General features: G+C 70.6%; 13 protein-coding genes. 11 read left to right on the forward strand and 2 right to left on the reverse strand.

Going from position 1 to position 21942, the window contains the following annotated elements; translation table 11 throughout:
* Positions 1 to 291 precede the first annotated feature (291 nt).
* From AMK27_RS14095 to AMK27_RS14105, 3 genes are all read left to right on the forward strand, one after another.
* The gene (locus tag AMK27_RS14095; RefSeq protein WP_073907512.1) at positions 292 to 885 is read left to right on the forward strand and encodes an ATP-dependent Clp protease proteolytic subunit; all 594 of its coding nucleotides are present in this window, start codon (positions 292 to 294) and stop codon (positions 883 to 885) included.
* Positions 886 to 949: 64 nt separating this feature from the next.
* Complete coding sequence (locus tag AMK27_RS14100) at positions 950 to 1606, forward strand: ATP-dependent Clp protease proteolytic subunit (protein ID WP_107425584.1); 657 nt, start codon at positions 950 to 952, stop codon at positions 1604 to 1606.
* Positions 1607 to 1990: 384 nt separating this feature from the next.
* A complete protein-coding gene (locus AMK27_RS14105; protein WP_073906454.1) occupies positions 1991 to 2716 on the forward strand; it encodes a dienelactone hydrolase family protein in 726 nt (241 codons plus the stop codon).
* A gap of 95 nt (positions 2717 to 2811) precedes the next feature.
* Here AMK27_RS14105 and AMK27_RS14110 read toward each other — a convergent pair whose 3' ends face one another.
* On the reverse strand, positions 2812 to 5121 hold the full coding sequence (locus tag AMK27_RS14110; protein WP_073906456.1) for an Rv1355c family protein: 2310 nt from the start codon (positions 5119 to 5121) through the stop codon (positions 2812 to 2814).
* 7 nt (positions 5122 to 5128) lie between these two features.
* On the reverse strand, positions 5129 to 5830 hold the full coding sequence (locus tag AMK27_RS14115; RefSeq protein ID WP_073906458.1) for a GNAT family N-acetyltransferase: 702 nt from the start codon (positions 5828 to 5830) through the stop codon (positions 5129 to 5131).
* Positions 5831 to 6581: 751 nt separating this feature from the next.
* On the opposite strand from AMK27_RS14115, the gene AMK27_RS14120 reads away from it, so the two are divergent.
* From AMK27_RS14120 to AMK27_RS14155, 8 genes are all read left to right on the forward strand, one after another.
* Complete coding sequence (locus tag AMK27_RS14120) at positions 6582 to 7634, forward strand: methyltransferase (RefSeq protein WP_073906460.1); 1053 nt, start codon at positions 6582 to 6584, stop codon at positions 7632 to 7634.
* A gap of 187 nt (positions 7635 to 7821) precedes the next feature.
* A complete protein-coding gene (locus AMK27_RS14125) occupies positions 7822 to 8568 on the forward strand; it encodes an SDR family NAD(P)-dependent oxidoreductase (protein ID WP_073906462.1) in 747 nt (248 codons plus the stop codon).
* 106 nt (positions 8569 to 8674) lie between these two features.
* Positions 8675 to 9775, forward strand: a complete 1101-nt coding sequence (locus AMK27_RS14130) for an SIS domain-containing protein (RefSeq protein WP_073906464.1) — start codon at positions 8675 to 8677, stop codon at positions 9773 to 9775.
* A 54-nt stretch (positions 9776 to 9829) separates the two neighbouring features.
* On the forward strand, positions 9830 to 17071 hold the full coding sequence (locus AMK27_RS14135; protein ID WP_073906466.1) for an amino acid adenylation domain-containing protein: 7242 nt from the start codon (positions 9830 to 9832) through the stop codon (positions 17069 to 17071).
* Positions 17068 to 18249: an FAD-dependent monooxygenase gene (locus AMK27_RS14140; protein WP_073906468.1), complete on the forward strand. Its 1182-nt coding sequence runs from the start codon at positions 17068 to 17070 to the stop codon at positions 18247 to 18249. Before AMK27_RS14135 ends, AMK27_RS14140 begins: the two co-directional genes overlap by 4 nt.
* A gap of 124 nt (positions 18250 to 18373) precedes the next feature.
* On the forward strand, positions 18374 to 19462 hold the full coding sequence (gene pdhA, locus AMK27_RS14145) for a pyruvate dehydrogenase (acetyl-transferring) E1 component subunit alpha (RefSeq protein ID WP_073906470.1): 1089 nt from the start codon (positions 18374 to 18376) through the stop codon (positions 19460 to 19462).
* 14 nt (positions 19463 to 19476) lie between these two features.
* Positions 19477 to 20448: an alpha-ketoacid dehydrogenase subunit beta gene (locus AMK27_RS14150; RefSeq protein WP_073907514.1), complete on the forward strand. Its 972-nt coding sequence runs from the start codon at positions 19477 to 19479 to the stop codon at positions 20446 to 20448.
* Complete coding sequence (locus tag AMK27_RS14155) at positions 20441 to 21919, forward strand: dihydrolipoamide acetyltransferase family protein (protein ID WP_073906472.1); 1479 nt, start codon at positions 20441 to 20443, stop codon at positions 21917 to 21919. Before AMK27_RS14150 ends, AMK27_RS14155 begins: the two co-directional genes overlap by 8 nt.
* Positions 21920 to 21942 lie beyond the last annotated feature (23 nt).

Genomic DNA, 21942 nt, shown 5'->3' on the forward strand with positions numbered 1-21942 from the left:
TCCCGTCGGTGTCAAGGTCGCACCTGGCCTGAACTCGGCCTGATTTCAAGCCAATTGAAAATCGGTCACACCCTCCGCTCTGAGCGAACGGCCTCTCAACTGCCGCTGGAGGGGCGCGGAGTGCGTGTTAGCTTCGTTAAGCGCGAGGGGGCGAGTGGAGTGCCGCTTCCGGCTCTCATCGGTCGGATAGCAGCTGAACGGACTCGGTGCAGGCCCTTTAGCGGACAAGCAACGACAGAGGAGTGGAATCGCATGAGCTCTCGGCAGTTTCCTCTCGAAGCAGGCCAGATGATGCCCTATGCCCGCGGCGGCGCCGGTGAGGGAGTCGGCGTGGACGCGGTGTACAACCGCCTTCTCGAGGACCGCATCATTTTCCTCGGCAAGGAAGTCGACGACGACATCGCCAACCGCATCACCGCGCAGATGCTGATGCTCGCCGCGGATCCGACCCGAGACATCTACTTGTACATCCACTCGCCGGGCGGCTCGGTCACCGCCGGCATGGCGGTCTACGACACCATGCAGTACATCAAGAACGACGTCGTGACCATTGCCATGGGATTCTGTGCCTCCATGGGCCAGTTCCTTCTCACCGCGGGTGCGAAGGGAAAGCGGTTCGCATTGCCGCACACGAAGATCCTCATGCACCAGCCTTCGGCCGGTTTCGCCGGCTCGGCCTCGGACATCAAGATCTACGTGGACCAGCTGGTCCGCACCAAGCGGGAAATGGCTGAGCTCATCGCACAGCACTCCGGCCAGGACGCCGACACCATCACCCGTGACTCCGACCGGGACCGCTGGTTCACCGCCCAGGAGGCCAAGGAATACGGCCTGATCGACGAGGTGATGACGGCGGAGCACCCGGGCCTCGGCGCCGTCGGCTAGTCCTCCGCCCCACGGGCAAGCACATCCAATCACCTCGGGAGGACCACGCATGGCGAGCAATTCCATGCCCGCATCAGCCTCGCCCTCGTTCGGGTCCGGTCACTTAGGACCGGAAAGCCGATATGTCGTTCCGCGTTTCGTGGAACGTACGTCGCAGGGCACCAGGGAATACGACCCGTACGCGAAACTCTTCGAGGAGCGCGTCATCTTCCTCGGAACCCCGGTCGACGATGTCGTGGCGAACGACATCATGGCCCAGCTCCTGTGCCTCGAGTCGCAGGACCCTGAACGGGACATCTCTCTCTACATCAACTCGCCCGGCGGCGACCTCACTCCGCTCACCGCCGTCTACGACACCATGCAGTTCGTGCGGCCCGACATCCAGACGGTCTGTCTCGGTCAGGCCAACTCGGTCGCGGCCGTGATCCTGGCGGCGGGCACCCCCGGGAAGCGTCTGGCGCTGCCGAGCGCCCGGATCCTCCTCCAGCAGCCGCACAGCGACGGAACCCAGGGCCAGGTGTCCGACCTGGAGATCCAGGGCAGAGAGGTCCAGCGCCAGCGGGAGCTGATCGAACGGCTTCTCGCCAAGCACACCGGTCGGGACGTCGCGCAGATCAACAAGGACGTCGACCGGGCCCAGGTCCTCACCGCCGATCAGGCGCTGGAGTTCGGACTCGTCGACAAGGTGATCGCTCCGCGCACCATCGCCGGTGTGCGTTGACGCGGCAGGACGCGGCGGCCTGAGCCTCGACCGCGAAGAACGCGGGCCCGGGAGGGTGCGGACGTCGAGGCGTACTCTCCGTTCCTCCTCCTGACGCCCGTCTCCGTCCCACGAGTCGGCGTCTCCGGCTCATGAGGCGAGCGGCACGGGCCGGACCCGGCCTTCGGACGGCCGTCGTCGGTGATCGTCACGATCGTGCCGACGGCGGCCGTTACTCCATGTCGGTGACGGGGTGCGACCGGGGTGTACTCCATGCCAGTGACGTGCCGGGGCCGGGATCGGCGACCTGCCGGCCATCAGTGCACGTCAGAGACGTACGGGCGTACCTCGGTCGGCCCTGTCGGCCCGATCGTCCCGGCGCGGAGGCCGCTACAGTCCGTTCGCATGATCACGGTTACCACCCGCTCGGTCGCCTACCCGGCCGACGGTCTGACGATGATCGGGCACCTGGCGCTCCCGGCCGGCGCCGACCGCCGGCCCGCGGTTCTGGTCGGGCCCGAGGGGACCGGACTCAACGACTTCCAGCGCCGCAGGGCCGACGCCCTGGCCGAGCTGGGGTACGTGGCGTTCGCCTTCGACATCCACGGTGGAAAGTGGTTCACCGACCCCGACGAGATGATGGCCCGGTGCATGCCCCTGCTCGCGGATCCCGACCGGATGCGCGAGATCGGCCACGCGGCGCTCGACGTGGTGCGAGCCGAACCGCGCACCGATCCCGACCGGATCGCCGTCATCGGCTACGGCACCGGGGGCGCCATCGGGCTGGAACTCGGGCGCGACGGGGTCGACCTCCGCGCCATCGGGACGGTCAACGCCCTGACCACGGGCCGCCCGGGCGAGGCGGCGCGCATCCGCTGCCCTGTGTGGGCGGCGGTCGGATCGGAGGACCCCATCATGCCGCCCGCCCAACGGGACGCCTTCGCCGCCGAGATACTGGCCGCGGGAGTCGACTGGCGCCTCGTGGTCTACGGCGGTGCCCTGCACGCCTTCCACCACCCTCCGGTCGACCAGCGTGTGCGCCCCGGAGTGGGCCACCACCCTCAGCACGCGCGACGTGCCTGGAACGACATCGTCGGTCTGCTCGACGAGTGTCTCCCCGTCGCAGGCTGACGCTTCCAGGTGGGCCGGTTCCGGGCCGTGAACCGGCGGCCTCCTGCACCGCGGCCGGCCGGGCCAGGCACCTGCCTGGCCCGGCCGGTGTCACGTCACGACCCGCTTCGTGAAGGCGGCCCTTCGAACCGGAGCACCGATTCGACGGTGCGGCGCAGTGAGCGGGCCGCCGGCGCCGCCGCGTACGAGAGCCGGAAGAGCATCAGCTCGGACTCGTCCGGCTTGCGGGGGACGACGGCGGTGAACCTCGCGCGCAGCGTGCGCAGAACGTCGGTGTCGGCGGCGTCGAGTCCGGACTCGCCGGCACCCTCCACCCGGGGGAACAGGTAGAGCAGCGACGTGTGCGGCTGGAATCCCAGGCCCAGGGACGTGGCGGTGAGCCAGAGCCGCTGCAGGGCACGGCCGCCCTCGGCGAAGGCCCGAGGGCCCTTGCCCGGGACGGTGAGGCAGCCGACGGCCGACGAGGCGGCCAGCGACTTTCCCGCACTCTCCTCGAAGGCCTTGCCGCCGCCGATCCGGCGGACGAAGGCCAGACCGGACCACTGCCGCGCCAGACGGACGCCCGCGAGGTCGACGTCGTCGAACCCCAGCGTGGCGACGTCGATGCCGTCCCGCGTGCGCCGTGCCTCCTCGGGGTCCCAGCGCAACTCGCCCATCATGTCCCGGTGCAGCTCGGGGGAGAGCATTCGCAGCCGGTCGCCCGCCCCCAGGACCCGGCCCAGCTCGTCCAGCTGATCGCGTGCGGTGACGAGGTGGAGTCGGGCGCCGCTCGCGGTGGCGCAGTCCTCCAGAGCCGCCGCGTGCGACGCGAGGAGCGGGCGAGCGGGCCCGGGGTTGCGGTTGGTGGCGCGGTGCTCGACCCAGTCGAACAGCGCGGGGCGCGGGACGTCGGCCGCGCCGGAGAAGGTGAGCCGGCAGACCAGGCCCGGGTCGGCCGGGGTGGGGAAGTACCGCACCTGGCAGTCCCAGCCGGCGGCCTGGGCCGCGAGGTGCATGTTCTCCACCGCCGCGCCGATGGCCAGATGGGTGGCGCAGCCTTCGAAGTCGAGCATGGTCCGGGGCTGCAGGTCGTCGACCCGGCAGTCCAGGGCCCCGTCGTGGGCGACGAACCGCCAGGGCTGGCTGTTGCCGCCGGACGGCGCCTGGATGCCGTGGGCGACCAGGCGGCGGATGCCTTCCTCACCCAGGGTGGCGCCGGCGTCGCCGGGCGGCGGCGGCAGGAGGAGGGGAGCGGAGGCCACGTCCGTGGCCGGTTCGGGTGTGGGTTCCGCCGGTGGCAGAGCGGTCTCCGCGCCCTCCTGGATCAGGGTGCCGGGATCGACGAAGTACCGTCCCGAGGCATGGAACTGGCCGAGGAGGAGACGTCGGGCGGTGTCCGTCACCAGCGCGGCGCCCAGGCTGACGCCCGAGGCGAGCTGCGGCCAGGAGGAGATTGTCTTGCCCGTCTCGACGAGGGAGGAGACCAGCCGCTCGGAGGGCGCGTCCTGACCGAGGATGCGCAGCAGGTGCGGAAGCTTCTCGCGGGTCGACATCGCCTTGACCCCGGCGGCCCCTACCCCCTGCAGAAGGCCGTGCAGAAGGGGCCGCTCGGGTTCGAGGTCGAACCGCTCCACATCCAGCATGCCGCGCTCGTTGGTCTCCATCAGGACGGGGATGCCGAGAGCACGGGCACGTTCACGGACGTGCACCTTGAGGAACATGTCGTCGCACTCCTCGACGAGGAGGTCGGCGCGGCCACCGCCCGCCAGGAAGACGTCGGTGTTCTCCTCGGTCAGTCCTTCCGGCCAGACGCTGATGTCGAGGTAGGGGTCGATCTCGTACATCTGCCGGGCGGCGATGACGACTTTGGGCAGGCCGACGTCGGCGACCGAGGCGCGGAGCCGGTTGAGGTTGGAGAGGGAGAGGCGGTCGAAGTCGGCGAGCCGGAACCGGTCGCCCACGCCCTCCTGGGCGAGGGTGACCGCGCTCGCGGCGCCCACGGAGAGGCCGACCACGGCCACGGTCTTCCGCGAGAGGAGCTCCTGCTCCTCCGCGGTGATCTTGTAGCGGTTGCGGGACTGGCGGAGCTCGCGGTGCTCGGCCGCCGGCAGGACGTGGACGAGCTGCCGCGACCAGGCGTACCACGCCCAGGTGCCGTACTCCGCCGGGGGCCTGCCGCCGAGGTGGTCGGCGACCGCGGCCGCCAACTCCCCGGTATCGGGATGCCAGTCGGGTCGCCGGGCGGAGAGGAGCTCTTCCAGCTGCTCGGCGCACGTGTCGTGGACGGAGTCGACGGCACCGCTGTCGAGCAGCTCGGTCAGGGCCGCGCGTTGCTCGGGCTCTACGGGTGCGTACAGCGTCGGCTGCCATGGAGCGGTGTCGCCGGCGGGCCGGGTGAGGGTGCCCAGTCGTGCTTCCAGGTTCATCGCGCGCCTAACGTGCGTTGCCGAGGGATGCCGAGGCGGTGGAGTGCCCGAGGCCGAGTTCCTCGGCGACGGCACGGACCACGTCGGTGGGGACACAGGGGGCTTCGTCCAGGGCGCGGTCCAGCAGGACCGCCGACCGGGTCAGTCGCTCCTCGCGATGACGTATGGACTCTGCCCTGTTGACGGAGTAGTACGCCGTGATGCCCGGGAACGGGCGGTCGTGCAGGGGGCGGTCGTGCCGGAACCGCATACCGCACCGTTCGTACCCCTTGATGCGCTCGGTGGGTCCGCTGCCGCAGATCACGGTCGCCCCCAGTCGCTGGGCCGCCACGACGGAGGAGAAGCACAGCAGGGAGGCGAGGTTGCGGCCCCTCCAGTCGTGATCCACCCAGATGCCGCAGATCTCGGCCACCGACTCGCCGGCGGCGACCTCTTCCGCCACGGTGTCGTTGAAGTCCTGGCTCGCGAGGTGGATCTCGGAGGGCAGCTGGCCCGCCGCCTTCCGGTGGATGCGGATGCCGCCGACGAGCCGCTCGCCCTCGTCGTCCGCCGCCTCGGCGAAGACGGCGAGGTAGCTCAACGGGTCGCGAATGGTGCGCGGGTCGGTGCTTCCGTACTTCGTCAGCGTCTCGTAGCCGGGTGCGGAGTAGGCGCGCTGCTGGGCTTCGAGATAGGAGTCGTAGGCGGGATCGTCGAACTGTGCGTCCATTAACCGCATGTACATCGTGTGTCCTCTTGATTCCTCGTGGGACGGGTCGGGACGGGATGGGTCGGTCGGGTCGCGTCGCGTCGGAATGGATGGGACCGGATCCGGTTCACGGCGGATGTGGCTGCGGACGGCAGCGAGAAATGCGGACGCCCCATGGCCGGCCGGAAAACTCTCTGGTCTTCTTCGGCGCCGTGCGTCTCGCAGCGCGAGACGTATTCCGGAGCGGATCCTCGACCCTAAACGATGAATAGGGTGCAGCGGCTCCGATGATCTGTCCGATTTGGAAAGATGATCCGGCTACCTGCCGCTCTATCCAAGGAACGATTTTCAGCCCCTTGATCGCTCAGGTCGCGGCCGGGATCGGTGCTCCGTCGGCCAAGAATGGTGGGGTGCGGGGGCAGAAACGTTCGATTCGCGCCATCGGTAGGGGGCTTGGCGGCGTTAATGGTCTTGTGCGGTTCTCGGGTTTGGTGTTGCCTCGTGGTGCATCGCGGCCTGTTCGGATTCGCCATTCGGGCAGGACGCGTCAACGGGGAGGAAGATTTCGATGATGCAGGTGAAGGCGATGGTCTAGCCCCGCCCACTTGGCGCCGCGCCCCCGGGGCGGGGTACGGCGCGCTGCGGGGATCGCGCTTCCACTACCTGCCTCAATGCCGTCAATCGGTTAAACCGGACGTTGTTGGATTTCGCCACGACACGAAACGGCCGAGGGTGCACGCCCGAGGCTCGTAGCACCGTGAAGGAGATCACCATGACCGCACCGTCACCGACCGCCCTGGACGAGCTGTGGAAACTGGTGTACACCAGTTTTCGGTTCCCGTTCCTGCACGCCGCACTGCGCCTGAAGTTATTCGCTCTGCTCAAGGAGCAGCCGGGTGCCACTCGCGAAGAGATAACCCGGGCGCTTGAGTTGGAGGAACGCGCGGGGCACGTGCTGTTGCTGGGATGCAGCGCATTCGAGCTCGTACGCAAGGAAGGCGATGGTTACCACAACACCGCCGCGACCGACATTCTCGCGGGCGATCCGGACGAATTCATGCCGGTCATCGTCCGCTACACCCATGAGATGCTGTACCGCCCGATGGGCTGGCTCTACGAATCACTCGTGGAGAACGACAACGTGGGTCTCGACCGCGAGCTGCTGGCCGGCTCGTCGGCGACCACGCTCTACGAGCTGCTCGGCGAGGACAAGAACCTCGAAAAGGTCTTCACCGCCATGATGGAGCACCAGAGCCGTTCGGTGGTCGAGGACTTCGTCAACTCCGTGGACTTCTCCTCCTATCAGCACGTCCTGGACGTGGGCGGCGGCACGGGAACGAATGCCATCGCTTTCGCCAAGCGGTGGCCGCACCTCCAGGCGACCATTCTCGAACTCCCCAACGTGGCGAAGATGGCGGAGGAGCAGATCGCCGAGGCGGGTCTCGTCGACCGCGTCCACGCGGTCGGAGCCGATATCTGGCAGGAGGAGTTCCCCACCTCCCACGACTGCGTCGTCTTCTCCCGATTCCTCGAGATCTGGTCGCCGGAGCAGGTCCGCGAGCTCTTCGCGAAGACCTACCGGGCGCTGAAGCCGGGAGGGCACCTGGTGATCGTCGCCTGCGCCCAGGACGACGACGAGACCGGACCCGCCCACGCCGCGTTCATGTCGGCGTACGTGCACACGATCGCGTCGCCCGACGGCCGCATCTACACGCCGCAGGACTTCGAGCAGTGGTACACCGAAGCGGGGTTCGAGCCGATGGACCGGCAGTACCCCGGTCGGTTCGACGTCATCCTGCGCGCCCGCAAGCCCGAGGCCGGCTGAGTCGTCCCGCGGTCCAGGGCGCTCGCCGTGCCGTCCCGGTGAGGGCGCCCGCGCCGGACCGTGCGGCGCATCCGCCGCACGGTCCCTGTCCGGTGCCCTCCTCGCGGGCCGCCGCGATCCCGCCTGCCCGATCCGCGGCGGCGCCCCGGCATGGGAAAGACCGAACAATCCACTATGCGGAGCTTGAATGAAATCGCCTGACAAACTGGCCGTAGTCACCGGTGGAACCAAGGGAATCGGTCTCGAGTTCAGCCGCCGGCTCACTCGGATGGGATACCGGGTGGTCGCGACGTTTCGCAGCGACGAGGACGCGGCGAACCAGGCCGCCAAGGAGATGAAGAAGGGGCTCTCGGTCATCCGGTCCGACGTGTCGGATCCCGATGACGTGGCGCGGCTCGCCGACCTGGTGCGTACCGGTCACGGGACTCCCGAGGTGCTGGTCAACAACGCCGGTCTCAACATCGACCGGCCGGTGCTCGAGATCTCCGACACGGACTGGCGCCAGGTGCTGGACACCAATCTCTCGGGGCCCTTCTATATGACCCGGGCATTTGCCCCGCACATGATCGAGGCCGGCGGCGGTTCCATCGTCAACATCGGTGCGACCACGGCGATCCGCCCCCGGCTGAACGGTGCCAACTACTGCTCGAGCAAAGCGGGGCTGCTGCACCTGACCAAGTGCCTCGCCATGGAGCTGGCCCCCAGCATCCGGGTCAACTGCCTCATCCCCGGAATGATCGACACGGAGGAGATGCGGACCCGGTACCGCGTCGCCGAGCCGGAGTACAGGAACGCGCTCCTGGACGAGATTCCGCAGCGGAGGATCGGCTCCACCGAAGAGATGGCGGACGCCCTGGAGTTCCTGGTGGGAGCGGGAGCCTCCTACGTGACGGGCCAGAAGCTCATCGTCGACGGCGGCCAGTTCATGTGGTAGCGGCCCCGCTGTCGGCACCGGCAGTCAGCCCGGCTGACGGCCAGGCCGTCGGCCCGGGTTCGTACATCAATCCCTGACGTGAGAAACCACAGAGAAGGAGAAGGTCATGCGACCGCGCCTTGAACGCTACCAGGAGTTCCTCGAGCAGGAGTACCGCTCCGGTTTCACGAAGTTCGACGAGTACGACATCTCCGGGATAACGGATGACCTCGCGAAGAAGATGTCGAGCGGTCACTTCACCCGCATCGTCTTCAGCGGCATGGGCTGCTCGGCCATCGTGTCGGACGTGATCAAGGTCTTCTTCAACTCGATCAAGAGCGACCTCGAAGTACATGTCTTCAACGACTACGACTTCGAGTACCTGATACCGCGCTCGGTGATCGAGGACGACCGGACACTCGTCATCCTGAGCTCCTACAGCGGCCACTCCAACGAGCCCGTCCGGGCCTTCCACACGCTGAGCCCGATGCACGACCGGGTGCTGCTGCTCACCTCGGGCGGCCGGCTCGGCGAGCTGGGGGAGGAGCACGGCGTGTCCATCGCGCGCTGGACCCTGAGCAAGCCGGACCGCGAGTACCCGCTGTTCCACGTCGGCCAGTACTTCTCGATCCTGGTCGACATGTTCCTGAAGCTCGGGCTCCTGGAAGAGGACCACGGTCCGGAAGTCCGCGCCCTGGCCCGGACCTTGGAGACCGACTTCACGCCTGCCCTGCGTGAGCTGGCCGCCGACGCCGCTGTCCGGAGCGAGGACTCCAACATCATCATGCTCGGCTCGCCCAAGTGGCACGAGAGCCTGCTGAAGCTCGCGAAGATGCACTTCAACGAGATCGCCATGGTGCCCGCGACGCGGAACTACTTCCACGAGTTCTGCCACAGCGAGGTGGCCACCCTCTCGGATCCCGTGCGCCGTCACAGCATCCTCGTCTTCTCCGACCCGGAGGAGGACGACTACACCCGCGCCAAGCGCGAGAACCTGGTGGCGCTGCTCACCGCGCCGATCCCGCAGAACGCGAACGTCACGGTGACCCAGATCGAACTCGACCAGCCGACCTTCATGCGCCAGTACTTCACCGCTCTGGAGTTCGTCCAGTACCTGACCCTGGACCTCGGAAAGGCGCGGGAGACCGCGTCGCGGAACCTCATCTCGGAGGCGGCGGGAAACCCCTGGTACCACGGCACCACGATCGACGCGGAGAACGCCGGCTGACGCGGTCGCGCAGCCCAGGGATCGAAAGCGGAAGCCGACGAAAATGGAGCGATCGTGAATGTACGGGGGCGCAGCACGCTCACGGCCTACCAGCAGGACATCTGGGCGGCGAACTCTCTCTTCCCTGATCTCCCGCAGTTCAACTGTTTCATCGCCGACCGGTTCACCGGCGACGTCGACGTCGATCTGCTCAAGGAGTGCTTACGCCGGGCGGCAGACCGCCACGACGCGTTCCAGCTCCGGATCGACCCCGAGGACGGGACGCCGAGCCAGTGGGCCGAGCACGAGACGTTCGACATCCCGACGATCGACCTCTCGGGAACCGCAGCGCCGCGTGCCGCCTGCGAGGCGTGGATCAAGGACGCGTTCGACGTCCCGTTCGAGGTGGAACGCCGTCGGCTGTTCACGATCGCCGTGCTCAAGGAGGGCGAGGACACCGTCCACGCCTACGTCAAGGTGCATCACATCGTCGCGGACGCCTGGGGCCTGAACCTGTTCATGTCCCAGGTGCGCGCCGAGTACGACCAGGTACGGCGGACCGGGAGGTTCGACGACCGGCCCGTACCGTCCTACCTGGACTTCGCCGAGGAGGAGCGCCGCTACCGGGGCTCGGCCGGCCACGAGGAGGACCGCGCGTTCTTCCAGGAGCAGTTGAAGGACGTCGCACCCGCCTTCTTCCACCGCACCGCGCCGGCCGGATCCCGCGGAAGCGCCCGCCACAGCTTCCGGATCGAGCGCTCTCTCATCGAACGCATGCGTGAGCACGGTCATTCGGTCTTCGCGTTCGTCGCGAGCGCCTTCTCCGTGTACCTCTCCCGGATCCACGGCAGCGACGAGATCGTCCTGGGCGTCCCGCTGATGAACCGGACCACCGACGGGCAGAAGCGGACCGTCGGGCACTTCGCCAACACGCTGCCCCTGCGGGTGAACCCGCGCCAGGACCTCTCCATGAGCGAACTCGTCGCCGAGGTGCGGTCCGCCACCCGGGCGCTCAAGCCCCACGAGCGGTTCTCCCTGGGCGACCTGCTGCGCGCGGTGCCGCTCGGGAACGCCGGCCGCAAGCGGCTCTTCGACACCACCATCGCCTACCTGCGCTGGCCGAGCCCGGCCGAGGTGCAGGGCACCACGTACGAGACCGTCGTACAGGCCCGGGCCCATGACGACGACGTCCTGGCGGTCGTCGTGAACGAACTGGACGACGTCGGCGACGTGCTGGTCGACATGGACTACGCCCTCGACGTCTTCGACGCGGACTTCCCCATCGAGTCGGTGGCCGCCCACCTGGAGGCGATCCTCAAGGGGGCGCTCGACCGGCCGGACCGTCCCCTGTCGGAGATCTCCATGGTCGGCGCCGCGGAGCGCGCCGCCCTGCTCGCGGTCGGCAGCGGTCCGGTGACCGACTTCACGCAGGACTCCACGATCCACGCCCTCTTCGAGCAGCAGGCGGACAGGACGCCGGACGCGGTCGCCGTCATGGCGGAGGACCCCGCCGACTCCCTCACCTTCGCCCAGCTGGACGCCTGGGCGAACCACGTCGCACACCAGTTGCGGGGCGACGGCGTGGCCACCGGCGACCGGGTGGCCGTGGCGGTGGAACGCGGCCCACAGCTCGTCGTCGCCGTCCTGGGGGCGCTCAAGGCGGGCGCCGCGTACGTTCCGGTCGACCCGAGCCATCCCGCGGAACGGATCAGGTTCCTGCTGACCGACAGCGGTGCCGCATCCGTCCTGCTCGGCACCACCGTGCCGGAACGGCTGGTGGGCGGCGCCGTACCCGTGCGCCGCCTGGAAGCCGCCCCGAGCACCCCGCCCCCGCCGCTCGTCCCCGCCGCCGGCCCGCGCGATCTCGCGTACGTCATCTACACCTCGGGGTCCACCGGGCAGCCCAAGGGCGTGCAGGTCGAGCACCGCTCCGTGGTCAATCGGCTGGAGTGGATGCAGCGCGGCTATCCGGTCGGCTCCGGCGACGTCCTGCTGCAGAAGACACCGGCGACCTTCGACGTCTCCGTGTGGGAGCTGTTCTGGTGGTCGATCACCGGTGCCGGACTCGCGCTCCTCCCGCCCCGGGGCGAACGCGATCCCCGCGTCATCCTCACGACGATGCGGGCGCACCGGGTGAGCGTGGCCCATTTCGTGCCCTCGATGCTCGGCCCCTTCCTCGACCTGCTCGAAGAGGATCCGGCGCTGCGGGACGGGATCACCTCCCTGCGCCTGGTCTTCTGCAGCGGTGAGGCGCTGACGCCCGCACACGTGCACCGGTTCCACCAGGTCTTCGCGGCGGCCGGCACCGCGGCACCACGGCTCGTCAACCTCTACGGTCCGACCGAGGGGACGGTCGACGTCACGTACCACGACTGCCCGGCGGACCCGGACGGCGAACCGCGCCGCGTACCGATCGGACGGCCGATCGACAACATCCGGCTCTACGTGGTCGGTGCGCACGGAGACCTCCAGCCCGCCGGAGTCGCCGGGGAGCTCTTCCTCTCGGGCGTGGGCGTGGCACGCGGCTACCTGGGCCGGCCCGACCTGGACGCCGCGGCGTTCGTCGACGACCCCTTCACTCCCGGCGAGCGGATGTACCGCACCGGGGACCGCGCGCGATGGCTCGCCGACGGCACCCTTGAGTACCTGGGCAGGCTCGACGACCAGGTCAAGATCCGCGGGAACCGGGTGGAACTCGGCGAGGTCCGCAACCACCTGACGGCCCTCGCCGGCGTCAGGGACGCCCTCGTGGTGGACCGGACCACCCCCTCCCGTGGCGCCCATCTCGTCGGCTACTACGTGGCCGACGAGGGAGAGCCGCTCCCCGATCTCCGGACGCAACTCCTGTTGTCACTACCGGAGTTCATGGTGCCCGCCTTCTTCGTACGGATCGACTCGATCCCCCTCACCGCGAACGGGAAGGCCGACCGCGGCAGGCTGCCCGCCCCCGCCGTCGAAGCGGACGCCGCGGCCGCGGCACCCGCCAACGAGATCGAGGCGAAGATCGCGGCGGCCTGGGCGTCCGTGCTGGGAACCGAGGAGATCGGCGTCGACCAGGACTACTACTCCCTGGGCGGCGACTCGATCCTGATGCTCCGCATCCAGGCCGAGGCCCGCCGCGCGGGCATCCACTTCACCCTCGCCGACATGGTCCGCAACCCGACCGTGGCGGCCCTCGCCGCCCACGCGACCACATCGTCACCGGACGCGCCGGATGCACCGCTGGAGCCGTTCGCGCTCGTGTCCGGAGTCGACCGCGCCCGACTGGCGGACCTGGCGGACGCCTACCCGGCGACCCGGCTGCACCTCGGCCTGCTCTACCACAGCAGGGAGCACGAGAGGACGGCCGTCTACCACGACGTCTTCCGCTACTCCCTCAGGACGGCCTGGAACGAGAAGGCGTTCCGCAGCGCCTTCGACGACCTGGTGCGACGCCACCCCGTGATGCGCTCCGCCTTCGACCTCGGCGGATACTCCGAGCCCCTGCAGCTCGTCCACCGGGAGGCCCCCGGCGGGCTGGAGATCGCGGACCTGCGGAACCTGGGCGACCAGGAGGCACAGGCCGAGATCGACCGGCACATCGAGGAGCGCAGGTACCACGCGTACCAACTGGACAGGCCGCCGCTCTACCTCTTCCGCGCGCACGTCCTGAACGACGACACCCTGGAGCTGGTGTTCAGCTTCCACCACGCCATCCTGGACGGCTGGAGCGTCGCCACCCTCGTACGCGAACTGCTGCAGGACTACCTCCACCACTCCGGCCGGCCCGTCGCAGCCGTGCCGTCCGGACCACTGCCGTCGCCCGCCCTGCACGTACGCGAGGAACGGCGGGCCCTCGCCTCCGACGCGGCCAGGCGGTACTGGCAACGACTCCTCACCGGCGTCGAACTGGCCCAGATCGACGGGCTCAGGCCCCACGAGCCCGCGGGCGACGACGGCGTCATCCACCACCAGGTGGAACTGCCCGACGGCCTCGGCACGCGGCTCCGCCACCTGGCGCGCACCCACGGCCTGCCCGTCAAGTCCCTGCTGCTCGCCGCCCACTGCCTGACCCTGCGGCTCTACTCCGACACCCCGGACATCACCACCGGCCTCGTCACCGGCGGACGGCCGGAGGAGGCCGACGCCGAGCGGATCACCGGGCTCTTCCTCGAGACGCTGCCGCTGCGCCTCGACACCCGGCCGCGCAGCTGGATCGACGCGGCGCGCGAGGTGTACCAGCAGGAGCAGGACAGCCACCCCCACCGCCGCTACCCGCTCAGCGCGATCCAGGAGGACCGCGGCGGCGACGTCGTCTTCGAGACGGCCTTCAACTACGTCAACCCGCACGTCCTCAGCTCCCTCTTCGAGGGCACCGACATGGAGCTGACCGCCCTCAGGACGTGGGAGGAGACGAACTTCAAGATCCTGGTGAACGCGGTCACCGACCCGGTGGACGAACGCCTCTGGCTGCGCATGGACTGCGACGGGAGCACCTTCACCGCCTCGCAGGTGGAGAGCATCGGGCAGACGTACCTGGCCATCCTCCGGCAGATGACCGAACACCCCGACGAGGCAGCCGACTTCGCCTTCCTGAGCGTCCCGCCGAACCGGGCGGCACCGCGCAGCGGCGCCGAGGCCCGTACCCCCGGGGAGCCTCCCCTGAACGTCGTACGGCGCATCGACGAGCACGTCGCGGCCACCCCGGACGCGATCGCGGTCTCCTGCGGCACACGGCAGTGGACGTACGCCCGGCTCGACGAGGCGGCGCACCGCGTCGCCCAGGGCCTGATCGCCGCCGGAGCACGGCACGGCTCGACCGTCGGCATCGCCATGGACCGCTCTCCCGAGACACTGGCCGCCGTCCTCGGCGTCGGGAAGGCGGGAGCCACCTGCGTCCCGCTCGACGTGAGCTATCCGCCGGCCAGGCTCGCGGCGATGGTCGCACAGGCCGATCCGGTACGGATCCTCACGCACGAGGCGCACGCGCACCTCTTCGAGGACTCCTCCCGGCTGCTGTACGTCGCCGACCTGCTCGCCGCGGAGCCGGCGCCCGGGAGCGAGCGGGAACTGCCCGACATCACCGGTGAGACCGTCGCCTACCTGCTCTTCACCTCCGGATCCAGCGGCGAACCCAAGGGAGTCGAACTCCCGCACCGCGTGCTCGCCAACTACCAGGAGTGGCAGATCCCCTCGGCCAGCGGAGCGGCCGGAGGCAAGACCCTCCAGTTCGCCCCGCTCAGCTTCGACGTGGCGTTCCAGGAGATCTACTCCACGCTGTGCGGCGGCGGCACCCTGCAACTGCTCGCCGAGGACGAGCGGAAGGACATGCCGGCCCTGCTGCGGCTCCTGGACCGCGAGGAGGTGGAACGCGTCTTCATGCCCTACGTCGCGCTCCAGCAGCTCGCGGAGACCTCCCAGGCGCTGGGCATCCGCCCCGCCGCCCTGCGGGTGGTCATCTCCTCCGGGGAGCAGCTGAGGATCACCGACGAGATCCGCCGGTTCTGCGCGGCGCGGCCGGACACGGTCCTGGAGAACCAGTACGGACCCACCGAGACCCACCTGCTGACCCATCACACGATGACCGGCGACCCGGCCCTCTTCCCCGACCTGCCGCCCGTCGGCGTGCCCGTGGACGGCATCGAGCTGCACCTGCTCGACGGCCTCATGCGGCCGGTGCCGCCGGGCGCCAAGGGCGAGATCTACATCGGAGGAGTGTGCCTGGCCCACGGCTACCGCAACCGCCCCGACCTGACCGAGCAGCGGTTCGTACCGGACCCGTCCGGTGAGCCCGGAGCCCGCCTGTACCGCACGGGAGACCTGGCCAGGGTCATGCCCGACGGCAACCTCATCTGGCTCGGCCGCGCCGACTCCCAGGTGAAGGTACGCGGCTTCCGGGTCGAGCTGGCCGAGGTGGAACTCGCGATCGGCAAGATCGCCGAGGAGCAGGCCGCGTCCGGCATCCGCGAGGCGGCGGTGGTGTCCCGGCGACGGGAGAGCGGAGACGCGTTCCTCGCGGCCTTCCTCGTCGGCGACAGCGACGCCGTGGACCTGCACGAGGTGCGCGGCCGGCTGCGCGCGGTGCTGCCGGACTACATGATGCCCGCGCACCTGGAGTGGCTCCCGAGCCTGCCCCTGACCCCCAGCGGCAAGCGGGACGACGCGCTGCTGCGCCGCATGCCGCTCGCCGTGCCGTCGTCCGACGCCACCCCGCCCGCCGACGAGCACGAGAGGGCACTGGTGGGCATCCTCGCGGAACTCCTCGAACTGCCCACAGTGGGCGTGCGGGACAACTTCTTCGACGTCGGAGGCACCTCGCTGACCGCGATGCGGCTGGTGATGACCATCGAGAAGCGCTACGGGGTCAACGTCCCGCTCTCCGCGTTCGTCGCCGCCCCGACCGTCGCCGGCCTGGCACGGCACCTGCGGGGCAGCGGCTCCGCGGCCCGGTTCGACCCGGTCGTGCCGATCCGCACCGAGGGAGACAAGCCGCCGCTGTTCCTGGTCCACCCGCTGGGCGGCCATGTGCTGTGCTACGTACGCCTCGCCCGCCACCTGCCGCAGGACCAGCCGGTCTACGCGCTCCAGGCGTCCGGCACCGTGGCGGGCACCGAGCCCCTCGACTCGATCCCCGAGATGGCGGCGGGCTACCTGGAAGCCGTGCGGCGCGTGTGCCCCGAAGGGCCGTACGTGATCGGAGGGTGGTCCTTCGGAGGCTTCATCGCCTTCGAGATGGCGCGACAGCTCCGGCACAGCGACCCGGACGCGCTGCACGCCGCCGTACTGATCGACCCGATCGCCGTCAAGCAGGGCGAGCTGCCCGACGTCGCCGACCACTCGCTCCTGGAGTGGTTCTTCTGGGAGCTGCTGTGGATGGAACGCGGCGGCACCGCACCGGTGGTCTCGCTGCCGGACGGCCTGGAGGAGGAGGCGAAGTTCGACTTCATCGTCGAACACGCCACCCGGGCGGGAGTCCTGCCGGCGGGCAGCTCGCGCACCACCGTGCGCCGCCTGTTCGAGATGTTCAGGGCGCACTGGCGGGCGATCCTCACCTACCGGCCCGAGCCGGTCGACGGGGACGTGGCGCTGCTCCGCGCGACCTCCGAACTGCCGGAGATCCTCCGGCCGATGCACGGGGCCGCGCAGAGCCTGCACACGGACCCCACCAACGGCTGGGGCGCCCTGACCACGGGACGCGTCCAGGTGGTCGACGTCCCCGGCGACCACCTGGTGCTCCTGGAGGAACCGCACGTGAGCGTCGTCGCCGAGAAGGTGGTCGAGGTGATGACGGCCGGCCGACCGGGCCGGAGGCCGACGACGAAGAGGAGTGGGAAATGACGCAGCATCCCCCGCGCAAGGCTCTGGTCGTCGGAGCGGGCATCGGCGGCCTCGCCGCCGCCGCGGCACTGCGCCGCGCAGGCGTCGAGGTGCAGGTCTTCGAGCGGGCGCCCGAGCTGCGGCCGGGCACCACGGCGGTGTCGTTGATGTGCAACGCGGTCCTGGCGCTGCGCAGCCTCGACATCGACATCGCCCCGGGGCTCGACAAGCGCGCCGAGGTCTTCGACGAGCTCAAGTTCCTCACCCGGCGCGGCCGTCCGATCAGGGCCCTGCCGTTCAGGGAGGTCTCGGACCGGCTGGGGGCCTCGAACTACGCCGTCCACCGGGCCGACCTCCAGCAGACCCTGCTGGACGCGCTCGGTGACGAGAGCGTCATCGAGTTCGGGGCCGCGGCGGCCGGGTTCGTCAGCGGCGAGGACGGGGTCGAGGTCGCCTTCGAGGACGGCAGGACCGCCTCGGGCGACTTCCTGATCGGGGCGGACGGCTTCAACTCGGCGATCCGCAGGCAGGTGGCGGACCCCGCCGCCGACGAACCGCGGCCCGGGAACTACGCCTGCTGGCTGGCCACGGTGCCCTTCTCGCACCGGCGGATGACCAAGGGCTACGCGGCGCACTACTGGGGGCGCGGACAGCGCTTCGGCCTCGCCGACATAGGCCGCGGCCGCGCCTACTGGTGGGCGACGAAGAACGTGCCCCCGGGGGCCTCCGGACACCTGCGGCGCGGCAAGGAGGGCCTCGAGGGCCTCTTCGCCGGCTGGGCCGACGAGGTGCGGGAGGCGATCCGCACCACGCCCGAGGAGTCGATCGTCCGCATCACCGCCCAGGACCGCCCGTTCCTCCAGCGCTGGGGCACCGGCCGTACGACCCTGCTCGGCGACGCGGCCCACCCGATGCTCGTGAGTCTGGGCCAGGGCGCGGCGCTGGCCATCGAGGACGCGGTCGTCCTCGCCCAGCACCTGCGCGCGACGGCGGACCCCGTCGCGGCCCTGCGCGGCTACGAGGACGAGCGCCGGCCGCGGACGGAGGGACTGGTCGCCGCGGCCCGCGCGTTGAGCGAGAACGAGCAGCTGGAGGCCTTCTTCCCCGCCCTGGCGCGCGATCTCTACTTCCGGTTCGTACCGCTGTCCAAGCTCACCGGTCCGAACGACGCGGTCCTCACCTGGCCGCCGCTGGGCTGACGCACCGCACGACCGCTGGCGCACGACCGCTGACGGACGTTCGCTGACGGACGACCCGCGGGTGGGCGCACGCGCGCCCACCCGCGGGGAGCGCCCGTCTCCGCACTCTTCGTAGGAGCACGTCATGGACCTGTCCCGTCAGCCGGACGACCTCGACCCGCGGCCGGTCGCCCTCATCACCCCCGAGGGCCTGCCGGTCGACCACCCGCGGTTCGACGTCACGCTGTCGTCCGAGGAACTGACCGAACTGTACGAATGGATGGTCGTCACCCGCGCCGTGGACGCGGAGTTCGTCAACCTCCAGCGGCAGGGCCAGCTGGCCCTGTACCCCTCGTGCAGGGGCCAGGAAGCGGCCCAGGTCGGCTGCGCCGCCGCCCTGCGCCACGACGACTGGCTCTTCCCCCAGTACCGCGAGCTCGGCCTGTTCCTGATGCGCGGGATTCCCGCCTCCGCGGTCGGCGCGGTGTGGCGCGGGACCTGGCACGGCGGCTGGGGCTTCCCCGAGCACGCCTGCGCGGCGATGTCCATCCCCATCGGCACGCACGCCCTGCACGCCGTCGGCGCGGCCATGGCGGCGCCCAGGCTCGGCGAGGACTCCCTGACCGTCGCCTTCATCGGGGACGGCGCGACGAGCGAGGGGGACGTGCACGAGGCGCTGAACTTCGCCGCCGTGAAGGCGGCGCCGTGTGTGTTCTACATCCAGAACAACCAGTGGGCGATCTCCGTGCCCCTCTCCGAGCAGACACGGGCGCCCTCCCTCGCGCACAAGGCCGTCGGTTACGGCATGCCGGGCATCAGGGTCGACGGAAACGACGTCCTCGCCTGCCGGGCGGTGACCGAACAGGCCGCCGCCCGGGCGAGGGCGGGCGGCGGACCGACCCTCATCGAGGCGGTCACCTACCGGCTCGCTCCGCACACCACCTCCGACGACCCGACGCGGTACCGCACCCAGGACGAGGTCGACCACTGGGAGCGCCTCGACCCGATACCCCGCTACCGGCGCTACCTCGCCCACCGGGGCCTGTGGCACGAGGAGGCCGAGGACCGTGCGCGGGACAGGGCGGCCCGGATGTGCGCCGAACTGCGGGACGGCGTGTTCGACGCCCCCGACGTGCCGCCCACCGAGTTGTTCGCCCACGTACTGCGCGAGCCGACGAAGGACCTGCTCGAGCAGTCAGGACAGCTGCTCGCCGAACTGTCCCGGAAGGAGTGACCGTGGCGGCGACCATGGTGGAAGCGATCAACACGGCGCTGCGCGAGGCCATGGCCGAGGACGAGCGCGTCGTCGTCTTCGGCCAGGACGTGGCCCGCCAGGGCGGGGTCTTCCGGGTGACCGAGGGCCTCGCCGAGCGGTTCGGCCCCCAGCGCTGCTTCGACACACCGCTCGCCGAGTCGGCGATCGTCGGAGTGGCCCTGGGCATGGCGATGCGGGGACTGCGCCCCGTGCCCGAGATCCAGTTCGACGGGTTCACCTATCCCGCGCTGGACCAGATCGTCAGCCACCTGGCCAAGTACCGCAACCGCACCCGCGGCGCGCTCTCGGTGCCGGTGACCCTGCGCGTCCCGTCCTTCGGCGGCATCGGCGCGGTCGAGCACCACTCGGAGTCCACCGAGACGTTCTGGGCGCACACGGCGGGACTGCGGGTGGTGACGCCCGCGACGGCCGCGGACGCCCACGTCCTGCTCCGGCAGTCCATCGACTGCGACGACCCGGTGATCTTCCTGGAGCCCAAGCGGCGCTACTGGCAGAGCGGTGACGAGACGGCCGAGGTGCCGGCGGCGGGCCTGGAGCGGGCGCTGGTCCGCCGCAGCGGTACGGACGTCACGGTGGTCGCGTACGGCGGCACCGTCGGCACCGCGCTGGAGGCCGCGGAGACCGCCCGGCGCGAGCACGGCTGGGAGCTGGAAGTGGTCGACCTGCGCTCCCTGGCCCCCCTCGACTTCCCGACGATCGCCGCCTCGGTGTCCCGCACCGGGCGCTGCGTCGTCCTGCACGAGGGCCCGCGCACCCTGGGACTGGGAGCGGAGATCGCGGCCAGGGTGCAGGAGGAACTGTTCTGGGACCTGGAGGCCCCCGTGCTGCGGGTCACCGGATTCGACACCCCGTACCCGCCCGCACGATGGGAGAAGGCATGGCTTCCGGGCGTCGACCGGCTGCTCGACGGCATCGACCGGTCCTTCGGGTACAGCCATGACTGACGCCGTGGACCGCACGATCCGGGAGTTCCTCGTACCCGACCTGGGCGAGGGGCTGCTCGACGCGACCGTCGTCGCCTGGCTGGTGGCGCCGGGGGACACCGTCGCCGTCAACCAGCCGCTGTGCGTCCTGGAGACGGCCAAGGCGGAGGTGGAGATCCCGTCCCCGTACGCCGGGACCGTCGTGGAACGGCGCGGCGAGCCGGGCGAGACCCTGCCGGTGGGCACCCCGCTGATCCTCGTCGACACCGGGGCGCCGACGGCCACCGGAAGGGCGCCGGGCATCGCCGAGGGCCCGGTCCCGGGCGTGAACCCGGCCGTGCACCGGGATCCGGCCGGGCCCCCGGACCCGGCCGCGCACCGGGACCCGGGGGCGAGCCCGGCCGCGGCGGCGGGCGCCGTGCCCGGCACGGCCGTCGACGCGCAGGGCGCCGACCGGACCGGCGCCGACCGGACCGGCGCCGACCGGACCGGCGCAGACTCGGGACCGGTGCTCGTCGGATACGGCACGGGCGCGGGGGTGGGCGCGGGGGCGGACACCGGCCGGCGCGCGGTCCGCAGACGCCCCGCTCCCCGCCGTACGCCGTCCGCCGCGCCGACCGACACGGGGCGCCCCCGCGCCAAGCCGCCCGTACGGCATCTCGCCCGCACGCTCGGGGTGGACCTGGCGGCGCTGGGCGCCGGCTCGGGTCCGGAGGGCACCATCACCCGCACGGACGTCCACGCGGCGGCGGCTTCGCTCGCGGCGGGGGCCGCCGGGGACGGCGGGAGCGCATCCGGGACCCGTTCGATCCCCGTGCGCGGCATCCGGGCACGCACGGCGGCGCACATGGAGCGGGCACGCCGGGAGATCCCGGACGCCCACTGCTCCCTCACCGTCGACTTCTCCCGCCTGCTCGCCCTGCGCGACAGGCTGCGCGCGCGGGAAGCCGAGAGCGCCGCCACGCCCTTCGCCCTCCTGCTGAGGCTCCTGACGCTGACCCTGCGCGAACACCCCAGGCTCAACGCCACGTACGTCCAGGACGGCCCCGAGGTCCGTACGTACGACGCGGTGCACCTGGGCATCGGCACGGCCACACCGCGCGGCCTGGTCGTGCCCGTGGTGCGCGACGCCCAGGACCTGTCGACCGTGCGGCTCGCCCGAGAGCTGGCGCGGCTGGCGGACGGGGCGCGCACGGGCGCGCTCACGCCCCGCGAGCTGACCGGCTCCACCTTCACGGTCTCCAACTTCGGCGCGCTGGGCCTGGACGAGGGCGTGCCGGTCGTCAACCACCCCGAGGCGGCGATCCTCGGCGTGGGGTCCATCCGCCCCCGCCCGCACGTCGTGGACGGCGACCGGCTCGTCGTACGGCCCACCGCGAAGCTCACCTGCGCGTTCGACCACCGGGTGTGCGACGGCGCAGAGGCCGCGGCCTTCCTCACCGCGCTGGGCGCGCTCGTGGAGGACCCCGACACCCTCCTGTTGAGCCTGTAGAAGCCGGTGCGCGGCCGTTCCGC

It is taken from the genome of Streptomyces sp. CB02009 (assembly GCF_001905825.1).
In the GTDB taxonomy this organism is placed as follows: domain Bacteria; phylum Actinomycetota; class Actinomycetes; order Streptomycetales; family Streptomycetaceae; genus Streptomyces.